We start from the raw sequence: 17,300 nt of genomic DNA, 5'->3' as shown, positions 1-17,300 counted from the left end.
GGTGGGGGGGGGGGGTTGGGTCGCCACGCCGGCGGCACAATCAATATCGTCGTCAATTGGCCCACCGCTTTCGCGAGCACGCCCGCTCCCACGATAGGTCTGCGCCGTTCACAAATCCCGTGCTCGGGATGCCTTTAAAGGTTGGCGATTTTCTGCCAGACCTTCGGCTTGAAGAACAGCGTCTCGCCCTTCGCCAACCCCACCAGGCTGTCGTGATCCTTCACCACTTCGGCCTCGATCAGCTCGCTCTGGCCTTCGACCTTCAACGTCACCCGAGTGGTCGCGCCGAGCGGGCGAATGTCGCGCACTTCGGCGGCGTGATGATCTTCCAGCTCCGAGCGTGACAGCGAGACTTCGTGAGGACGGAACAGCACATGCCGGTCCTCCCCCAAATGCAGGCGGTTCGAGTCGCCGAGGAAGTGATACACGAAGTCGCTGGCCGGGTTTTCGTAAACGTCGCCCGGCGAGCCGATCTGCTCGATCACGCCCTTGTTCATCACCACGATCCGATCGGCGACTTCCATGGCTTCTTCCTGGTCGTGGGTGACGAACACCGACGTCAGGTTGATGTCCTCGTGCAGCCGCGCCAGCCAGCGGCGCAGTTCCTTGCGGACCTTGGCGTCGAGGGCGCCAAACGGTTCGTCCAGCAGTAATACCTTGGGCTCCACCGCCAGGGCGCGGGCCAACGCGATACGCTGGCGCTGGCCGCCGGACAGCTGCTCGGGGTAGCGGTCGGCGAGCCAGTCCAGTTGCACCATGTTCAGCAATTCGTGGACCTTGGTCGCGATCTGGCTTTCGCTCGGGCGCTGGCCCTTGGGCTTCATGCGCAGGCCGAACGCGACGTTATCGAACACGGTCATGTGGCGGAACAAGGCGTAGTGCTGGAACACGAACCCGACGTTACGATCGCGCACATCGTGGCCGGACACGTCCTCGCCGTGGAAAACAATGTTGCCCTGGTCCGGCGTCTCGAGGCCGGCAATGATCCGCAGCAAGGTGGTCTTGCCGCAACCCGATGGCCCGAGCAGCGCCACCAGCTCACCGCTCTGGATGTCCAGGCTGATGTCGTCCAGGGCCCTGAAGGCATTGAAATTCTTGCTGACGTTACGGACTTCGATCGACATGACTTATTCCTCCGCGGCGCTGGCGCGCAGGCGGTTGATTCGGTTTTCGCTCCACTGCTTGAGCAGCAGGATGAAGAGCGCCAGGATCAGCAACAGGCTCGCCACGGCGAACGCGGCCACGTGGTTGTATTCGTTGTAGAGGATCTCGACATGCAGCGGCAGGGTGTTGGTCACCCCCCGAATGTGCCCGGACACCACCGACACCGCGCCGAACTCGCCCATGGCCCGGGCGGTACACAGCACCACGCCATAGATCAGGCCCCACTTGATGTTCGGCACGGTGACATGCCAGAACATCTGCCAGCCATTGGCGCCGAGCAGGCGCGCGGCCTCTTCTTCCTGGGTGCCTTGTTCCTGCATCAGCGGGATCAGCTCACGGGCCACGAACGGCACCGTGACGAAGATCGTCGCCAGGACGATGCCCGGCAGCGCAAACACGATCTGGATGTCGTGATCCGACAGCCACGGCCCGAAAAGCCCCTGGGCGCCGAACATGAGCACGTAGACCAGGCCCGCGATCACTGGCGACACCGAGAACGGCAGGTCGATCAGCGTCACCAGCATGCTCTTGCCACGGAATGAATATTTACTCACGCACCACGCGGCGCTCACGCCGAACACCAGGTTCAGCGGCACCGAAATCAACACCGCGAACACCGTGAGTTTGAGCGCCGATAAGGCGTCAGGCTCAAAGATTGCCGCGAAGAACGTCCCAAGGCCGGACTTCAAGCCCTGGGACACGACGATGAACAACGGCAGCAGCAGAAACAGCGCAAAGATCAGCCAGCCGAGGCCAATCAGCACGCGCCGCGACGTCGCGCTGCCGCGACGGGCGGCGTTGGTGGAAGCGGCGGAAATAGACGATTGGGACATGGTTCGCGCCTCCTTATGGGGTTTCGATGCGCCGCTGCAGCAGGTTGATCAGCAGCAACAGGACGAAGGAAACCACCAGCATCAGCACGCCGATGGAAGTGGCGCCGGTGTAGTCGTATTGGTCGAGCTTGACCATGATCAGCAGCGGCAGGATCTCGGTTTTCATCGGCATGTTGCCGGCGATGAAAATCACCGAGCCGTACTCGCCCACGCCACGGGCGAAAGCCAGGGCGAACCCGGTCAACCAGGCCGGCAACAGCGCCGGCATCAGGATGTGGCGGAACACCTGCCACGGCTTCGCACCGAGGCACGCGGCGGCTTCTTCAACTTCCCGGGGAATGTCGGCCAGCACCGGTTGCACCGTGCGCACTACGAACGGCAGCGTCACGAAGGTCAGCGCCAGGGTAATGCCCAGCGGGGTGTAGGCGATCTTGAAACCCAGGTCGGTGGCGAACTGGCCAACCAGGCCGGTCGGCGCGTACAACGCCGTCAGCGCGATACCGGCCACGGCGGTGGGCAGGGCGAAGGGCAGGTCGATCATCGCATCGATGACCTTGCGGCCGGGGAAGGTGTAGCGCACCAGCACCCAAGCCAGCAGCGTGCCGATGATGCCGTTGATGATCGCGGCACACAGCGCGGTGCCGAAGCTGAGCTTCAAGGCAGCTAGCACCCGCGGCGCCGAGATAATCGCCCAGAACTGATCCCAGGTGAGTTGGGCGGCATGCACGAACATCGCCGCCAGGGGTATGAGCACAATCAGACTGAGGTACACCAGGGTGTAGCCCAGCGTCAGCCCGAAGCCGGGTATGACGGGGGATATGCGACGCGACATAAAGGTCCTTGGTTGTGTGGCGAGGGAGCTTGCTCCCGCTGGGCTACGAAGTAGCCCCAGAAATTCTGGGAGCGCTTCGCACTCCAGCGGGAGCAAGCTCCCTCGCCACAATGAATCCGGGGTCTGCTGAGCTTACTGCGCCTGATAGATCTGGTCGAACACACCGCCATCGTTGAAGAATTTCGGCTGGGCAGTTTTCCAGCCGCCGAAGTCCTTGTCGATGGTCACCAGCTCCACCTTCGGGAACTGGCGGGAATACTTGGCGGCCACGTCCTTGTCACGCGGGCGATAGTAGTTCTTCGCGGCAATTTCCTGGCCGGCCGGGCTGTACAGGTGCTTGAGGTACGCCTGGGCGATCTCGGCATTACCTTTTTTCTCGGCATTCTTGTCCACAACCGCCACCGGCGGTTCGGCGAGGATCGACAGCGACGGCACGACGATATCGAACTTGTCGGCGCCACCGTCTTCTTTCAGCGCCAGGAAGGCTTCGTTTTCCCAAGCCAGCAACACATCGCCCTGGCCGTTGTTGACGAACGTGATAGTCGAACCGCGGGCGCCGGTGTCCAGGATCGGCACGTGCTTGAACAGCGCTTGCACATATTCCTTGGCCTTGGCCTCGTCGCCACCGTTGGCTTTCAAGCCATAGGCCCAAGCGGCGAGGAAGTTCCAGCGAGCGCCGCCGGAGGTTTTCGGGTTCGGTGTGATGACCGACACGTCATCCTTGATCAGGTCGCCCCAATCCTTGATGCCCTTGGGGTTGCCCTTGCGCACCAGGAACACGATGGTCGAGGTGTAAGGCGTGCTGGCATCTGGCAGGCGTGTTTGCCAGTCCGCTGGCAGGGATTTGCCCAGCTTGGCGATTTCGTCGATGTCGCCGGCCAAGGCCAGGGTCACCACGTCGGCGCGCAGGCCATCGATCACCGCCCGGCCTTGCTTGCCCGAGCCGCCGTGGGACTGTTGGATCTTCACCGTGTCATCCGGATGCGCGTTCTTCCAGAAACTGGCGAATTCGGCGTTGTACTCTTGATACAACTCGCGGGTCGGGTCGTAGGACACATTGAGCAGCTCGTAATCCTTGGCAACCGCGGAACCTGCAAAAACAGCGCTGGCCAGGGCGGCCAAGGCATAACGGCGAATCGACGACATGGTGAAAGCTCCTGGAATTCTGGTTTTTATGGCTTCTGGAATCGGATGGCTTGCAGCAAGGATCGCCGCCTGCGACAGCGCCCACGCCACAGCCCCCCGGTCGGAGCTGCCGTAGGCGGCGATCCTTTAACTCGGTTTCTGACTCGGTTGCTGCAGGCGGAATTTTTCCTTGCGCTCGATCTGGACCACCTGCGCGTTGTGCACCGTGATTTCCACCGCGCCAAAGCGCAGGTCACGCAATGCGCTCTGGATCTCGCGCAAGATGGTTGCTTCGTCCTGGCCGTCAACGCTACGTAGGGATGCGCTCATGCTGCTGCTCCTTGTATGAATGCCTGGCAGTGGGCGGCACTGCTTGCGGCGTGGGAGCAATACTAGATAAAGCGGGATATTCTTAAAAAGACTATTTAAGAATTTTTATATAACCAAAATACCAACTCTAATTTGCCGTCCTACGATGGATCTGATCGTGGGTCCTTCTCCCTGCCAAACCCTCGGAGATTTCCTTAAAACCGTGGTGCCGTTGATGAACTAGGCAGCACTGCCGAGCGCCGCTAACCTCTGATCGTCATCACAAAAACGGTGACACGGACGTGCAAGTCCGGCGGAGGACACAATTGTCGATGGCTATTCATCGGGCATTTTTTTATGCTCGCGGACCGTTATGGCAGCTGTGTATGGGAGACCTTCGGGTCTGCCGGGTACTCCGACCGGTCTTGCACACCTATGCATAGCTGCCACCTCTCTCGACTGTGCAAGCGAGGCGGTGTTGGCTCCTAAATTTCGGAGTACAACTATGTTCAAGCCGTCACCAAATCCGCCGCAAAGCGGCCACAAATCCCGCGTCCAAGCACAGGAAGAAAAAAAGCTCGATGACGCCGCCACCCGCGCCCTCGACTACTACCTCAAGCCCAAGCCCGCCTCACCGCCCGAACCCGACAAAAACCAACTCTTCATCGTGTCCCCCCACATCGACACCGAAACCCTGCTCGCCAACGCCTCCGAAGACCTGCTCTCCATCAGCACCATCGCCGACGACGTGGATGACTCGCGCCGCTGTGTCGCCCTGGCGATCAGTCGCATGGCCGATGGGGTGCAGTTGCTGGTGGAGCGGGCGTTGGATCATTTGGAGACCAAGGAGATGGCAGCGCCTGGGGCCAAGGGGTAGCGCTTTGCTCTGATGCAAGCTGAGCCGACCGCCATCGCGAGCAAGCTACGCTCCCACAGGGGCCCTATGTCGAACCGAATCTCAAGTTCAACACCATTCCACTGTGGGAGCGGCTTGCTCGCGAAAGCGACATATCGGCTGCTGATTTCTCAACTGACAGCTAAGTTCCTGAGCAAACCACGCAACAGATGACTCTGGAGCGTAGGAAAAGGCCCGTTTCCAGTTGCGAAGTTTCCTATTCGCTCCAAATGCCCACACCGCCGGGATTGCGACTCACCCGCACCGCGACGTCTCATTCATCGCTCCGATATTCGCCCGGCTTGGTACATGCCAGCGGACAACCTTGAATGGGAGCCTTGAAAAAATGAATGCATCCTTGCACCTCGCCTACACCAACGAAGCATCGCCCGACTTTCTCAGCCATTTGGACGATTGCTATTTCAAGGAACGGCAACCGACCGGTATCAGCGAAGAAATCTCGGCGTTCGTCGTTAAACAACGGGCATACGTCAAGGCTCATCCTCCCATCGCTATTTACCGGGTGGCCACCGAGGGCAGCCAGACTCGCGACGGCGGTGTGGTCAAACAAGGGACTCTGCGGATGGTGTTCACATTGGATGACGGTCAACCAGTGTGCACGGCGCGCAAGGGCGACCTTGTGGTTTATGCCGATGGACGTACGGCGCAGATCGTAACCACCGCTGGGGAAGCCAATAGTCACATTGCCCTGGTCGGCAGTCGTCTCAGCAATGGCGATGAAATCATCAACACGCCCCAAAAGGGTTTCTTGCTTTTTGCCCGCAAAGGTGTGCCGATGGCCGAGGACTTCTTGCCCGCCTTCAAACCGGCGGAGGTTCTTTGCCTGGACTCGAATGAGATGAAGGGGAACATGCAATGACCGAGGGTTACTTCATCGGGCAGGGCGACAAGACTTCTTGCGGCGGCAAAGTGCTGGATGGCGATAACAGGGTAAACATGTTTGGCCTGCTGCATGCCCGCGAAGGTGACCGCGTCTCGTGTGGAAAGGACGGGAAAACTTATCAGATCAAAGGTGGTATCGGGCACATTGTCAGCCATGGCAGACACATGGCCGGAACACTCGATAGCCATAGTACCTGCCCCTGCAAAGCGCGGCTGATCCCTTCGGTGTTCTGGGCGACCTATGAAGGTGCGAATTCTGCGCCGCAAGCCAGCCGAGCCGCTCAGCCGGCCCCACAGCCCGCGACCAGCGCTCCAACTGCTTCACGCCAATCGTTTTTCTCCCCATCAATCAACCCGCCGCCCCCAACATCTAGCCGCGTAGAACCCCAGGAACCAGGCTTCTACGTTGTGCCCAAAAGTGTGACCCGCGAAGCGCTGGAGGCCACGTTGTTCCTGTCACCCGACCCGGCGGTGATGCGCAAATTCCGCGCGCTCAATCCTCATCTCGATGTGGTCAAGGCTGGTTCGATGATCGTGCTGAGCGACCCGAACAATCACCAATGCACCCGCGAAGAAGCACAGGTGATGGCGGCAGCGGAAACGGTGAATGCCGCGCTCGAAGACCTGACGGCCGAACAAGCCGACTTCATGCACCGCCACGCGGCTGAGATCGCCAGTTTCACCGGCCAGACCTCGACTTGGCTGGGCGTGAGCGCCGTGGTAATGGAAAAACACCTGACCAGCCTGCGCGACACCCTGCAAGCCATGGAGCGCTTGCATCGGGACAGTTATCGCCAGCACGGCCACCTCAAATCAGCGCAGTTTTTCACCGAGCGTAAGCTCCTGCTCGCCCAGCTGGATGCCCACCTGCTGAACTCCAGTCGCCTGCGCGGCCATACGACCCTGGGCGACCATCCCAAACTGAAAACTGCCCTTGGCATTTCGAGCCGTAGCTTAGTGCACCACTGGAACAAGGCCGGAGCACCGGGGCAGATACCGGGGTATGCCACGCATGTAGAGGCGACCAGTCGGGCCGCGAAGTACATGAAGTCAGGCGGATATATCGGCATTGGGATTGGTGGGGTTTCTTCTTTGTTGGCGGTTCAGGAGGTGTGTAAGGTAGGTTCTGAGGCGGCTTGTGAGCGGGTCAGGTTTACTGAAGGGGGAAAATTCGCGGGATCAACCATTGGTGGCTGGGCTGGTGGGACAGGAGCTTCTTTGGCCAGCGGTTCTATTTGCCTGGTGCTTGGAGTTACTACAGGCATTGGGGGTGTTCTTTGTGTTGCTGCCGTGGTGGGGACTGGAGCATGGGCAGGTACGGCGCTTGGTGGTATGGGAGGCGAGATAGGCGGTGAGATTTTGTATGAGAAAACCTTGCCATGATAACCGCTGGGTTTTGGAAGTCTTGGCTAGCTTTCTGGCTTGTTTCTGGCCCGGCCCTACTGGGGGCTGCAGGTTTGTTATTCACTTTGTATCTGAGCCACCGACACCTGGATGCAATGATGGGGGCCTTGAAAAATAGCCGTTACATCTATCTTTGGGGCCCCGCATGGCGGCGGCAAGGCTGGATCGGAGGCGTTGTGCTGATTGTAAAAATTGCCGGGCTAGTGGTGTTTCCAAGGGCCTATATCATTAAGGGCGACGTACACCCTGGCGATATTGCAGACTTCCCGCCTCGCCTGAAGCGTCTTTTGATCATCAAGGTAGCAATGACGCTCATTGTCGTTGTTTGGATGGTAATCGCAGCCGTGCTAATCCAATTCAAATAACTCGATCAATGCCGTCTGAGCCGACGCCATCGCGAGCAAGCTTGCTCCCACAGGGGATTGGGGGTGTTGCGGATATTTCGACCACCACAAAAACACCTGTGGGAGCAAAGCTTGCTCGCGAAAGCGGTGCATCGGCCAACATCAATACCACTGACGCTCAAGCAATAACCGGCGCCCGATCCCAATCCAACTGCGCCGCCGCCACGGGCCGGCCAAACCAGTAGCCCTGCCCCAGCTCACACGCCTGGACAAGCAAAAACGCCGCTTGCTCACGCTGTTCAATACCCTCGGCGTGCACTTGCATCCCCATGCTATGGGCCAAGGCAATGATCACCCGGACGATCGCGGCGTCATCCTCATCCCACGGCAACCCCGCGACAAAACCCTGATCAATCTTGAGCTTCTGCACCGGCAAACGCTTGAGCCGCAGCAGCGATGAATAACCCGTGCCGAAGTCATCGATGGCCAGGCGCACGCCTAATTCGCGCAAACGGTGCATTTGTTCCAGCGCGACTTCCGGGTCTTCCATGACTGCGCTTTCGGTGACTTCCAATTCGAGCAGGGCCGGGTCAAGGCCGGTCTCGTGCAGCACGCGGGCGACTTGCTCATACAATTCGCGACGTGCGAACAAGCGGCTGGAGACATTGACCGCCACGAACGACAGCACCACCCCGGCCTGCTGCCACTCTCCCATCTGGCGACAGGCCTGCTTCATGACCCAGGCATCGATCTGGGCGATCAGCCCCGTACGCTCGGCGATGGGAATGAACTCGGCCGGCGACACCAGCCCACGCGTGGGATGCTCCCAGCGTACCAGGGCCTCGACCCCGACCAGACGGCTGGTCGCCAGGTCGTGTACCGGTTGGTAATGCACGCGCAGTTCGTCTTGCTGCAGCGCGCGTCGCAGCTCGAACCCGATCTCCACCCGCTGTTGGGCATGGGTGGTGAGTTCTTCGGTATACAAGGCATACCCATCGCGCCCACTGCTCTTGGCCTTGAACAGCGCCGAATCGGCGTTGCGCAGCAATTGCCCGGCGCTGAGGGCATCACCGGGGAACAGGCTGATGCCGATACTGGCGTTGATAAACAAGGACTGGTCGCCGAGCTGCACCGGCTCTTTCAGTGCATCGAGGATACGCCGGGCCAAGGCCGCCGCCTGCCCTGGCTGAGAACAATTTTCCGCGAGCACCGCGAACTCATCACCGCCTAGCCGGGCCAGGGTGATGCCCGGCGCGAACAACCCGAGAAAGCGCTGGGCCACGCTTTTGAGCAATTCATCTCCCACGGCATGGCCGAGGCTATCATTAATGTTCTTGAAGTGGTCGAGATCCAACAGCAGCAGCGCGCACCCACGCTTGTGAAGCTGCGCCGAAGCCACGGTTTGCTCGGTGCGGTCGCAAAAAAGCAGGCGATTGGGCAGGCCGGTCAGCGGGTCGTGATGGGCCAGGTGCGCCAGCTCATGCTCCGAATCCTTGATTGCACTGATGTCGGAAAACACCGCCACGTATTGACTGACTTCGCCCTCGTCATCGACAACGGCACGGATGGTCTGCCATTGCGGATAGATCTCTCCGCTTTTGCGGCGGTTCCAGATTTCGCCGCTCCATTCGCCACGGCTGGACAGCGAAGCGAACATTTCCCGGTAGAACGCCGGGCCATGCCGGCCGGACTTGAACAGGTTGGGTTGACGGCCCAGCACCTCGTCGCGGGCGTAACCGGTGATCGCCATGAACGCTGGGTTGACATGCACGATCAGGCCTTGACGGTCCGTGACCAGGACCCCTTCGCGGGTGCAATCGAAGACGGCGGCGGCCTGGCGCAATCGCTCACGATCGACAGTGCCCTCGCCCCTGCGCAAACCACGCGCGATGCGCACCCGAGCCATGAAAATCAGCACGGCGCTGACCAGCGCCCAGGCATAACCGTTGATCAGTTGCCAGCGAAGCCGGTCGGCGGAATCATCGAAGAAACTGCTCAGTAAATAACCAACCAGCTGCAGCCAGGCAACGGATAGCAGAAGGTAAATCAATGCCCCGCGCATGGCGGTGCGTTGAGAGTTGGTCATGCGGCCGTCCATGTCCCTGTAATTTGCGGGGATTATAAAGTAAGAAACATCCTGCCACTCTTATCTGAAAGGCCGACTGGTTTTCTCCCTCGGGCTGGTGATAATGCAACGGCAGTTTCTATTTTTATCGAGGGCCCTACAGCCTATGTGGTACGAAGGTTTTCTTGGCTTGTCGCCCTGGTCGCTGGTGGCAGTCACCCTGCTGATGACCCACGTGACGATCATCAGCGTCACGGTCTACCTGCACCGTTATTCGGCTCACCGTTCCCTGGAACTGAACGCCGGTCTCAAACATTTCTTCCGCTTCTGGCTGTGGCTGACCACGGCGCAGAACACCCGCGAGTGGACGGCCATCCACCGCAAGCACCACGCCAAATGCGAAACCGAGGATGACCCTCACAGCCCGGTCGTCAAAGGCTTGTCCACGGTGCTGCGCAAAGGCGCCGAGCTGTACCGCGCCGAGGCGCAAAACCCGGAAACCCTGCGCATCTACGGCAAGAATTGCCCCGACGACTGGATCGAACGCAACCTCTATAGCCGTTTCCCGTTGTTGGGCGTAGCGATCATGGGCGTCATCGACCTGCTGCTTTTCGGCACCATCGGCATCACCATCTGGGCCATCCAGATGATGTGGATTCCTGTCTGGGCCGCTGGCGTGGTCAATGGCCTGGGCCATGCCGTGGGCTATCGCAACTTCGAGTGCCGCGACGCGGCGACCAACCTGGTGCCATGGGGCATCCTCATCGGCGGCGAAGAACTGCACAACAACCACCACACCTACCCCAACTCGGCCAAGCTGTCGGTGCGCAAATGGGAATTCGACCTGGGCTGGGCCTGGATCAAGGTCTTCAGCTTCCTGCGCCTGGCGAAGGTTCAGCGGGTCGCGCCGATTGCCCACCGGGTCGAAGGCAAGGGCCATCTGGACATGGACACCGCCATGGCGATCCTCAACAACCGTTTCCAGATCATGGCCCAGTACCGCCGGCTGGTCATCGCGCCGCTGGTCAAGCAGGAACTGGAAAAGGTCGATCACTCGGTCCGCCATCAGTTCCATCGGGCCAAACGCCTGCTGTCCCGGGAAACCAGCCTGTTGGACGACCGCCACCATGTGCGTATCCAGAACATGCTGGAGCATAGCCAGGCGTTGAAAGTGATCTACGAAAAACGCCTGGCCTTGCAGCAGATCTGGGTCAAGACCAGCAGCAATGGCCACGACATGCTCGCCGCCATCAAGGAATGGGTCCACGAAGCCGAAGCCAGCGGCATCCAGTCCCTGCGCGACTTCGCCGACCAGCTCAAGACCTATTCGCTGCGCCCCGCCACGGCCTGACACCGATGTGCGCGGCGGGGAGGTTGCTGTGGCGAGGGGATTCATCCCCGCTGGGTTGCGCAGCAGCCCCAAGACAGCGATGTAGTTATTTCTGACACACCGAGGCAACTGGTTTCAGGGCTGCTGCGCAGCCCAACGGGGATAAATCCCCTCGCCACAGGTTGGGAGCCGTCATCCCCCCGCCCTTCGTCGCCTGAAAAGGAACTTCGCCAGCAATCCCATATCTCAAGAGCACTTCGCCATCCTGGCGGGCTTTGGAGTGAGCGCGTGCAAATCCATAGCAATGCACGTTCCTTGAGATTTGTGCCGATGGTCGATAAGAACCTACAGGATTCATCCCAGCCGCATTGGCCCGAAGCGGCCCAGACACTCATGGCGCTGATGCACGCCCAGGGCGAAGTTGCGCGCCTGAGCGAGCGGGAGCAGCTATTCAGTTCGCTGTTGGTCAGCGTCAACGCGGTGCTGTGGGCATTCAATTGGGAAACCCGGCAAGTACTGTACGTCAGCCCGGCTTACGAGCGGATTTTCGGCCGGCCTGCGGGCCTGGTGCTGGCCGACTACAACGAATGGCGCGATGCCATCTACCCGGACGACCTGGACTACGCCGAGCGCAGCCTGGCGGAAGTGCTGGTCAAAGGCGCCGTCGAAGATCGCGAGTACCGGATCATCGCCGCCGATGGCCAGATTCGTTGGCTCAGCGACAAATGCTTCATCAACCGTCAGGCTGATCCGGGCCAACCGGTGATCGTCGTCGGCATTGCCGAAGACATCACCGAGAAAAAGCTGCTCGAAAGCGAACTTCAGCGCCTGGCGACCACCGACGTACTGACCCAGAGCAGCAACCGCCGCCACTTCTTCGAATGCGCCCATCGTGAATTTGAGCAGGCACGGTTGCAAGGCACCCCCATGGCGTTCCTGCTGCTCGACATCGATGATTTCAAGTTGATCAACGATACCTACGGCCATCAAGAAGGCGATACGGTATTGCAGAAGATCGCCGAGAGCGGACGCAGCGTGCTCAGGCGCGGTGACTTGTTCGGGCGGATCGGCGGTGAAGAGTTCGCCGCTGTGTTTCCAGGCTGCCCACCGGACATGGCGCTGCAGGTCGCTGAACGCCTGCAACGGGAAATCCAACGCCTGGCGTTCCGCTGTGGCGAGCAAAACTTCGGCATCACCGTCAGCCAGGGCCTGACCGGTATCACCGCCGAAGACCAGACCCTCGACAGCCTGTTCTCCCGCGCCGACGCGGCCATGTACGAGGCCAAGCGTCAGGGGAAGAACCGCATCATCGCAGTTTGATCAGACTTCACCCCTCGCTCCCACAGGGTTAAGCACTGGTTTTACTGACGGCGTAGCCGCATCAATTCCGGCAGCCCGATCTTCAACAATCGCGCCGTGCGGCCCCGAGCCAGTTCTTCCAGGCCTTGCTGGGATGGCAGATGGGCCAGTTGCGCGGCCATGTTCATCACCAGCGCCTCGCGGGAATAGACCCCGCCACCCAAGCCATAGACCGCAGCGATCAATTCCCGCAGCTCCAGCGGCAGCCGCCAGCGGGCGCGCAGTGCCGAGCCGAAGCCAGCGCCGAACGCTTCGAGCGAATCCCCGACCTCCTCGGGCTCATCCAGCTCACCACCGGCTTGCTTCCACTCTTCCAGACAGCGCAACAGCGCCAAGTCGCCCAAGCGATGCAACAGGCCGGCGCAATAGCAGCGCTCCTGATCCAAGTCGAGCAGGCGGGCCATTGTCCGGGCGTACTCGGCGGTGTGCAGCGACAATTCCCAATACCGTTCGGCATAGTCCGCCAGGCAAGGGACACTCAGCCGGGCACAGCGCTTGAGTGTCAGGCCGAGAATCAGATTCATGCTTTGCCCGGTACCGAGCTGGTGCAACGCCTGGGCTACGGTCTGTACGGGGCCGCCGCCCTGGTGCTGGGCAGCACTGTTGGCTGCGGCGATCAGCACTGCGGTGATCTGCGGGTCGGTGCGGATCTCATCTTCCAGCAGTTTCAGATCCAGCCCACCGGGATTGAGGCTACGCTTGATCGCCACTTGCACATCGGTCATCAACGGCGCGCCTTCGGCCAGATCCCGTCGACGCTCCAGGAAAGCCGCCAATGTCAGCGCTGGTCCTGGGATGGGCGCGGCATTGGAGGTGTCTTCACCACTCAAGAGCAGCCCTTGCAGGCGCTGGGTCAGGTTTTCCCGGTTCAAGGGTTTGGTCAGGTACGCCGCCGGCGCCAGCGGCAATACCTCCCGCACGCTGGCGCTGTCGTTGCGCTGGCTCACCAGAATGAATGGCAACACGGGGGAGCGGCGCTGCTGACGCAAACCGCGCAAGATGCTCAAGCCATCGACGCCCGGCAGTTCCCAGTCGGCGATGACCAAGTCGTATGGGTGATGGGCCAGCAGCTCCAGCGCCTGCTTTCCTTCGCCACAGGTCTGCACCCGGGCGTCGCAACGCACCTCTGACACCGCTTGCTCCAGCAATTCTCTAGACGCTGGATCGGCCTCGGCAATCAGTACGCGCGGTCCAGCGGGTAAATCCACAGCCGTCATGCCGTATCGCTCCCTTGCAATACATGCACCTTAGACAATTGCGGTCGTTCCAGACAGCTCAACAACATCAGCCCCCTTCCTCGGGCATGAAAAAACCCGCCGAAGCGGGTTTTTTGTGGATCAGCGCACAGCTCAGCGCTCGTGAAAATCAGAGCTCGTAAAAATCAGAGCTCGGAGAAGCACTCTTCGATGATCGCCAGGCCTTTGTCCAACTGCTCGTCCGGCGAGGTCAGCGGCACCAGCACCCGCAGGACGTTGCCGTAGGTGCCGCAGGACAGCAGAATCAGGCCCTTGTCACGGGCCTTGGCCACAACCTGGGCCACTGCCGCGGCGTTCGGCTTGTGGGTGTCGCCATTTTCGAACAGCTCCACGGCAATCATCGCGCCCAGGGCACGCACTTCGCCAATGACCGGGTACTTCTTCTGGATGGCCTTGAGGCCGGTCACCAAGCGCTCGCCAACGGCCTTGCAGCGATCCAGCAGATGTTCTTCTTCGAACACCTCCATCACCGCCAGCGCGGCGGCACAGGCAATCGGGCTACCCGCGTAGGTGCCGCCCAGGCCGCCCGGTGCAATGGCATCCATGTATTCGGCCTTGCCACAGACACCGGCCAACGGGAAGCCGCCGGCGATGGACTTGGCGAAGGTAGTCAGGTCGGCGGCAACGCCCATCTGCTCCATGGCGAAGAAAGTCCCGGTACGGCCGGCACCGGTCTGCACTTCGTCAGCGATCAGCAGGATGCCGTGTTGGTCGCACAAGGCGCGCAGGCGCTTCATGAACTCTTTCGGCGCCACATAGAAACCACCCTCGCCCTGAACCGGCTCGATGATGATGGCGGCAATGTCGCGTGGCTCGGCATCGTTCTTGAAGATGCGCTCGATGCTGGCGATGGAGTCGTCGATGCTCACACCATGCAATTCGTTCGGGTAAAGCGCGCGGAAGATACCGCCGGGCATCAGGCCCATGCCGGCCGAGTACGGTACGACTTTACCGGTCAGGCCCAGGGTCATCATGGTACGACCGTGGTAAGCGCCGGTGAACGCGATCACACCGGCACGGCCAGTGGCGGCGCGGGCGATTTTCACGGCATTTTCCACCGCTTCGGAACCAGTGGTGACCAGCAAGGTTTTCTTTGCGAAGTCACCAGGAACCTTGGCGTTGATTTTTTCGCACAGTTCCACGTACGGCTCGTAGGCCAGGACCTGGAAACAGGTGTGGGTCAGCTTGTTCAGCTGTTCGGTCACGGCGGCGATGATTTTCGGATGCACGTGGCCGGTGTTCAGCACGGCGATGCCGCCGGCGAAGTCGATGAATTCGCGACCTTCAACGTCCGTTACGGTAGCGTTCTTTGCCGATTCGGCGAAGATCGGGTGGATCTGGCCGACGCCACGGGGAACAGCGGCGGTACGGCGGGCCATCAAGTCAGCGTTAGTCTTGCTCATTACAGTCCTCATTCGCAGCTCAGGGCGGCGTGTCTCAAGGAATACATGGCGGGGAGGCAACTGCGGCAGCATGCGATGATCGACTGCCGCAGCGTTCCGGCCACAAGAAACAGAACGGGTGAAACGCGCAAAGGGGCAGCGCTCTCGTGCCCTTCGCGCTTGAAGCGGGATCAGATACCCAGGCAGAGGTATTTGATTTCCAGGTAGTCCTCGATGCCGTACTTGGAGCCTTCACGGCCCAGGCCCGAAGCTTTGATGCCGCCGAACGGCGCGACTTCATTGGAGATCAACCCGGTGTTGACGCCGACCATTCCGTATTCCAGGGCTTCGGCCACACGGAACACACGGCCCAGATCGCGGGCATAGAAGTACGAGGCCAGGCCGAACTCGGTGTCGTTGGACATCGCGATCACTTCGGCTTCGTCTTTGAAGCGGAACAGCGGCGCCAGCGGGCCGAAGGTTTCTTCCTTCGCCACGGCGGCGGTTTTCGGCACGTTGGTCAGGATGGTCGGCTCGAAGAAGTTGCCTTCCATCTGCTTGCCGCCCGCCAGCACGGTCGCGCCTTTGCCAACGGCATCGGCGATGTGCTCCTGAACCTTGGCGACCGCTTTCTCGTCGATCAACGGGCCGGTGGTGGTGCCGTCTTCCAGGCCATTGCCGATCTTGAGCTTGGCAACCGCTGCCTTGAGTTTCTCGGCAAACGCGTCGTACACCGAATCCTGGATGTACAGGCGGTTGGCGCAGACGCAGGTCTGGCCGTTGTTACGGTATTTGGAAATGATCGCGCCCTCGACAGCCTTATCCAGGTCCGCGTCGTCAAACACGATGAATGGCGCGTTGCCGCCCAGTTCCAGGGAAACCTTCTTGATGTCCTTGGCACATTCGGCCATCAACTGGCGGCCGATCTCGGTCGAGCCAGTGAAAGACAGCTTGCGCACGATTGGGTTGCTGGTCAGCTCGCCGCCGATATCGCCTGCGCTGCCGGTAACCACGCTCAGCACGCCTTGCGGAATGCCGGCACGGTGCGCCAGTTCAACCAGGGCCAGGGCCGAGAAAGGGGTTTGCGAAGCGGGCTTGATGACCATGGTGCAACCGGCGGCCAGGGCCGGGCCGGCTTTGCGGGTGATCATCGCAGCCGGGAAGTTCCATGGAGTAATGGCAGCGGTCACGCCGATCGGCTGCTTGATCACGATCAGGCGTTTGTCGGGCTGGTGGCCGGGAATCACGTCACCGTAGATGCGCTTGGCTTCTTCGGCGAACCATTCGATAAAGGAGGCGGCGTAAGCGATTTCGCCCTTGGCTTCGGCCAGCGGCTTACCCTGTTCAAGGGTCATCAGGCGACCGAGATCGTCCTGGTTTTCAATCAGCAATTCGTACCAGCGACGCAGCTTGTTGGCGCGCTCCTTGGCGGTCAACGCACGCCAGGCCGGCAGCGCCTTGTCGGCGGCTTCGATCGCACGACGGGTTTCGGCAGCGCCCATCTTTGGCACAGTGCCCAGCACTTCGCCCGTAGCCGGGTTGGTGACCTTGATCGTCTGACCATTGTCCGCATCGACCCAAGCGCCATCGATAAAGGCTTGCTGGCGGAACAACTGGGTGTCTTTAAGCTGCATGTCGGCTTTCCTTAACAGCACCGCGCGCGCGCGGAGCGAATTAGAGTTGTAGAAAGGCGCCTTAGGGGCTGCCGTCAGGGAAATCATCCACCGGGCTGAAGCACAGAAATAACGCACATAAGCATAGACGTGCGGTTCAGCACCCAGACAAGAGCGTTTGAAATCTCAAACGAATCCTAGGGCCGATGGGGTTGCAGGACAATAGGCTGTTCGAAAAAAAGAACGAAAAAGCCGCATTTGCCTGTTTTTTCTGATCAGCGTAGCCAACAGCCGCCGAGCGAGGCAGAAACAAACGGCAAATCAGCAGCATGGACGCCCGCCATGCTTATGAGTATCATGGCGCCCGCGTTGCACCAGTAGCTCAGCTGGATAGAGTACTGCCCTCCGAAGGCAGGGGTCGTGGGTTCGAATCCCGCCTGGTGCGCCATACCAAAAGCTAGACCTGTCCCGGACAGTCTACGAGCT

15 protein-coding genes and 1 tRNA gene are annotated in these 17,300 nt (G+C 60.5%); 7 read left to right on the top strand and 9 right to left on the bottom strand.

Going from position 1 to position 17,300, the window contains the following annotated elements; all coding sequences use genetic code 11:
• Positions 1 to 134 precede the first annotated feature (134 nt).
• The 5 genes from ACLK1G_RS24730 to oscA all read right to left on the bottom strand — a co-directional run bounded on the left by ACLK1G_RS24730 (position 135) and on the right by oscA (position 4,284).
• Positions 135 to 1,124 (bottom strand): sulfate/molybdate ABC transporter ATP-binding protein, encoded by a 990-nt coding sequence (locus ACLK1G_RS24730; RefSeq protein ID WP_420767761.1) that lies wholly within the window; start codon positions 1,122 to 1,124, stop codon positions 135 to 137.
• A 3-nt stretch (positions 1,125 to 1,127) separates the two neighbouring features.
• Complete coding sequence (gene cysW / locus ACLK1G_RS24725) at positions 1,128 to 1,997, bottom strand: sulfate ABC transporter permease subunit CysW (RefSeq protein WP_420767760.1); 870 nt, start codon at positions 1,995 to 1,997, stop codon at positions 1,128 to 1,130.
• Between the two features lie 13 nt (positions 1,998 to 2,010).
• Complete coding sequence (gene cysT / locus ACLK1G_RS24720) at positions 2,011 to 2,829, bottom strand: sulfate ABC transporter permease subunit CysT (RefSeq protein ID WP_420767759.1); 819 nt, start codon at positions 2,827 to 2,829, stop codon at positions 2,011 to 2,013.
• A gap of 132 nt (positions 2,830 to 2,961) precedes the next feature.
• Positions 2,962 to 3,975 carry a sulfate ABC transporter substrate-binding protein gene (locus tag ACLK1G_RS24715; protein ID WP_420767758.1) on the bottom strand — a complete coding sequence of 338 codons (1,014 nt, stop codon included), beginning with the start codon at positions 3,973 to 3,975 and terminating at the stop codon, positions 2,962 to 2,964.
• Between the two features lie 126 nt (positions 3,976 to 4,101).
• Positions 4,102 to 4,284: a sulfur starvation response protein OscA gene (gene oscA, locus ACLK1G_RS24710; protein WP_030138496.1), complete on the bottom strand. Its 183-nt coding sequence runs from the start codon at positions 4,282 to 4,284 to the stop codon at positions 4,102 to 4,104.
• Positions 4,285 to 4,768: 484 nt separating this feature from the next.
• Between oscA and ACLK1G_RS24705 the strand changes: the two genes are divergently transcribed.
• The 4 genes from ACLK1G_RS24705 to ACLK1G_RS24690 all read left to right on the top strand — a co-directional run bounded on the left by ACLK1G_RS24705 (position 4,769) and on the right by ACLK1G_RS24690 (position 7,830).
• On the top strand, positions 4,769 to 5,140 hold the full coding sequence (locus ACLK1G_RS24705) for a DUF6124 family protein (protein WP_420767757.1): 372 nt from the start codon (positions 4,769 to 4,771) through the stop codon (positions 5,138 to 5,140).
• A 364-nt stretch (positions 5,141 to 5,504) separates the two neighbouring features.
• Positions 5,505 to 6,038 (top strand): hypothetical protein, encoded by a 534-nt coding sequence (locus ACLK1G_RS24700; RefSeq protein ID WP_420767756.1) that lies wholly within the window; start codon positions 5,505 to 5,507, stop codon positions 6,036 to 6,038.
• Positions 6,035 to 7,444: a PAAR domain-containing protein gene (locus tag ACLK1G_RS24695; RefSeq protein ID WP_420767755.1), complete on the top strand. Its 1,410-nt coding sequence runs from the start codon at positions 6,035 to 6,037 to the stop codon at positions 7,442 to 7,444. Before ACLK1G_RS24700 ends, ACLK1G_RS24695 begins: the two co-directional genes overlap by 4 nt.
• A gap of 119 nt (positions 7,445 to 7,563) precedes the next feature.
• On the top strand, positions 7,564 to 7,830 hold the full coding sequence (locus ACLK1G_RS24690) for a hypothetical protein (protein WP_420767754.1): 267 nt from the start codon (positions 7,564 to 7,566) through the stop codon (positions 7,828 to 7,830).
• Between the two features lie 157 nt (positions 7,831 to 7,987).
• On the opposite strand, the gene dibA is transcribed toward ACLK1G_RS24690, so the two are convergent.
• Positions 7,988 to 9,895, bottom strand: a complete 1,908-nt coding sequence (gene dibA / locus ACLK1G_RS24685; protein ID WP_420767753.1) for a phosphodiesterase DibA — start codon at positions 9,893 to 9,895, stop codon at positions 7,988 to 7,990.
• Between the two features lie 145 nt (positions 9,896 to 10,040).
• On the opposite strand from dibA, the gene desA reads away from it, so the two are divergent.
• On the top strand, positions 10,041 to 11,225 hold the full coding sequence (desA, locus tag ACLK1G_RS24680; protein WP_420767752.1) for a delta-9 fatty acid desaturase DesA: 1,185 nt from the start codon (positions 10,041 to 10,043) through the stop codon (positions 11,223 to 11,225).
• A 309-nt stretch (positions 11,226 to 11,534) separates the two neighbouring features.
• Complete coding sequence (locus ACLK1G_RS24675; RefSeq protein ID WP_420767751.1) at positions 11,535 to 12,524, top strand: GGDEF domain-containing protein; 990 nt, start codon at positions 11,535 to 11,537, stop codon at positions 12,522 to 12,524.
• A gap of 41 nt (positions 12,525 to 12,565) precedes the next feature.
• Here the strand turns inward: ACLK1G_RS24675 and ACLK1G_RS24670 are convergent, their stop codons facing one another.
• The 3 genes from ACLK1G_RS24670 to gabD form a co-directional block, all read right to left on the bottom strand.
• Positions 12,566 to 13,780: an HDOD domain-containing protein gene (locus ACLK1G_RS24670; protein ID WP_420767750.1), complete on the bottom strand. Its 1,215-nt coding sequence runs from the start codon at positions 13,778 to 13,780 to the stop codon at positions 12,566 to 12,568.
• A gap of 164 nt (positions 13,781 to 13,944) precedes the next feature.
• Complete coding sequence (gabT, locus tag ACLK1G_RS24665; protein WP_420767749.1) at positions 13,945 to 15,222, bottom strand: 4-aminobutyrate--2-oxoglutarate transaminase; 1,278 nt, start codon at positions 15,220 to 15,222, stop codon at positions 13,945 to 13,947.
• 170 nt (positions 15,223 to 15,392) lie between these two features.
• A complete protein-coding gene (gabD, locus tag ACLK1G_RS24660; protein ID WP_420767748.1) occupies positions 15,393 to 16,835 on the bottom strand; it encodes an NADP-dependent succinate-semialdehyde dehydrogenase in 1,443 nt (480 codons plus the stop codon).
• Positions 16,836 to 17,185: 350 nt separating this feature from the next.
• Between gabD and ACLK1G_RS24655 the strand changes: the two genes are divergently transcribed.
• Positions 17,186 to 17,262: transfer RNA gene (locus ACLK1G_RS24655), tRNA-Arg, on the top strand.
• The last annotated feature ends 38 nt before the right edge of the window (positions 17,263 to 17,300 follow it).

This window comes from Pseudomonas algeriensis (genome assembly GCF_048847255.1).
Lineage (GTDB): Bacteria > Pseudomonadota > Gammaproteobacteria > Pseudomonadales > Pseudomonadaceae > Aquipseudomonas.
The sequence above is the reverse complement of the archived record's forward strand: the minus strand, read 5'-3'. Positions and strand labels throughout refer to the sequence as shown.

What these genes read in the sequence shown, in the direction of transcription:
- desA (WP_420767752.1), top strand. Translation starts at nt 10,041, where the DNA reads ATGTGGTACGAAGGTTTTCTTGGCTTGTCGCCCTGGTCGCTGGTGGCA.
- gabT (WP_420767749.1), bottom strand. Translation starts at nt 15,222, where the DNA reads ATGAGCAAGACTAACGCTGACTTGATGGCCCGCCGTACCGCCGCTGTT.
- ACLK1G_RS24690 (WP_420767754.1), top strand. Translation starts at nt 7,564, where the DNA reads ATGGGGGCCTTGAAAAATAGCCGTTACATCTATCTTTGGGGCCCCGCA.
- oscA (WP_030138496.1), bottom strand. Translation starts at nt 4,284, where the DNA reads ATGAGCGCATCCCTACGTAGCGTTGACGGCCAGGACGAAGCAACCATC.
- dibA (WP_420767753.1), bottom strand. Translation starts at nt 9,895, where the DNA reads ATGACCAACTCTCAACGCACCGCCATGCGCGGGGCATTGATTTACCTT.
- ACLK1G_RS24695 (WP_420767755.1), top strand. Translation starts at nt 6,035, where the DNA reads ATGACCGAGGGTTACTTCATCGGGCAGGGCGACAAGACTTCTTGCGGC.
- ACLK1G_RS24675 (WP_420767751.1), top strand. Translation starts at nt 11,535, where the DNA reads ATGGTCGATAAGAACCTACAGGATTCATCCCAGCCGCATTGGCCCGAA.
- gabD (WP_420767748.1), bottom strand. Translation starts at nt 16,835, where the DNA reads ATGCAGCTTAAAGACACCCAGTTGTTCCGCCAGCAAGCCTTTATCGAT.
- cysT (WP_420767759.1), bottom strand. Translation starts at nt 2,829, where the DNA reads ATGTCGCGTCGCATATCCCCCGTCATACCCGGCTTCGGGCTGACGCTG.
- ACLK1G_RS24700 (WP_420767756.1), top strand. Translation starts at nt 5,505, where the DNA reads ATGAATGCATCCTTGCACCTCGCCTACACCAACGAAGCATCGCCCGAC.
- cysW (WP_420767760.1), bottom strand. Translation starts at nt 1,997, where the DNA reads ATGTCCCAATCGTCTATTTCCGCCGCTTCCACCAACGCCGCCCGTCGC.
- ACLK1G_RS24715 (WP_420767758.1), bottom strand. Translation starts at nt 3,975, where the DNA reads ATGTCGTCGATTCGCCGTTATGCCTTGGCCGCCCTGGCCAGCGCTGTT.
- ACLK1G_RS24730 (WP_420767761.1), bottom strand. Translation starts at nt 1,124, where the DNA reads ATGTCGATCGAAGTCCGTAACGTCAGCAAGAATTTCAATGCCTTCAGG.
- ACLK1G_RS24705 (WP_420767757.1), top strand. Translation starts at nt 4,769, where the DNA reads ATGTTCAAGCCGTCACCAAATCCGCCGCAAAGCGGCCACAAATCCCGC.
- ACLK1G_RS24670 (WP_420767750.1), bottom strand. Translation starts at nt 13,780, where the DNA reads ATGACGGCTGTGGATTTACCCGCTGGACCGCGCGTACTGATTGCCGAG.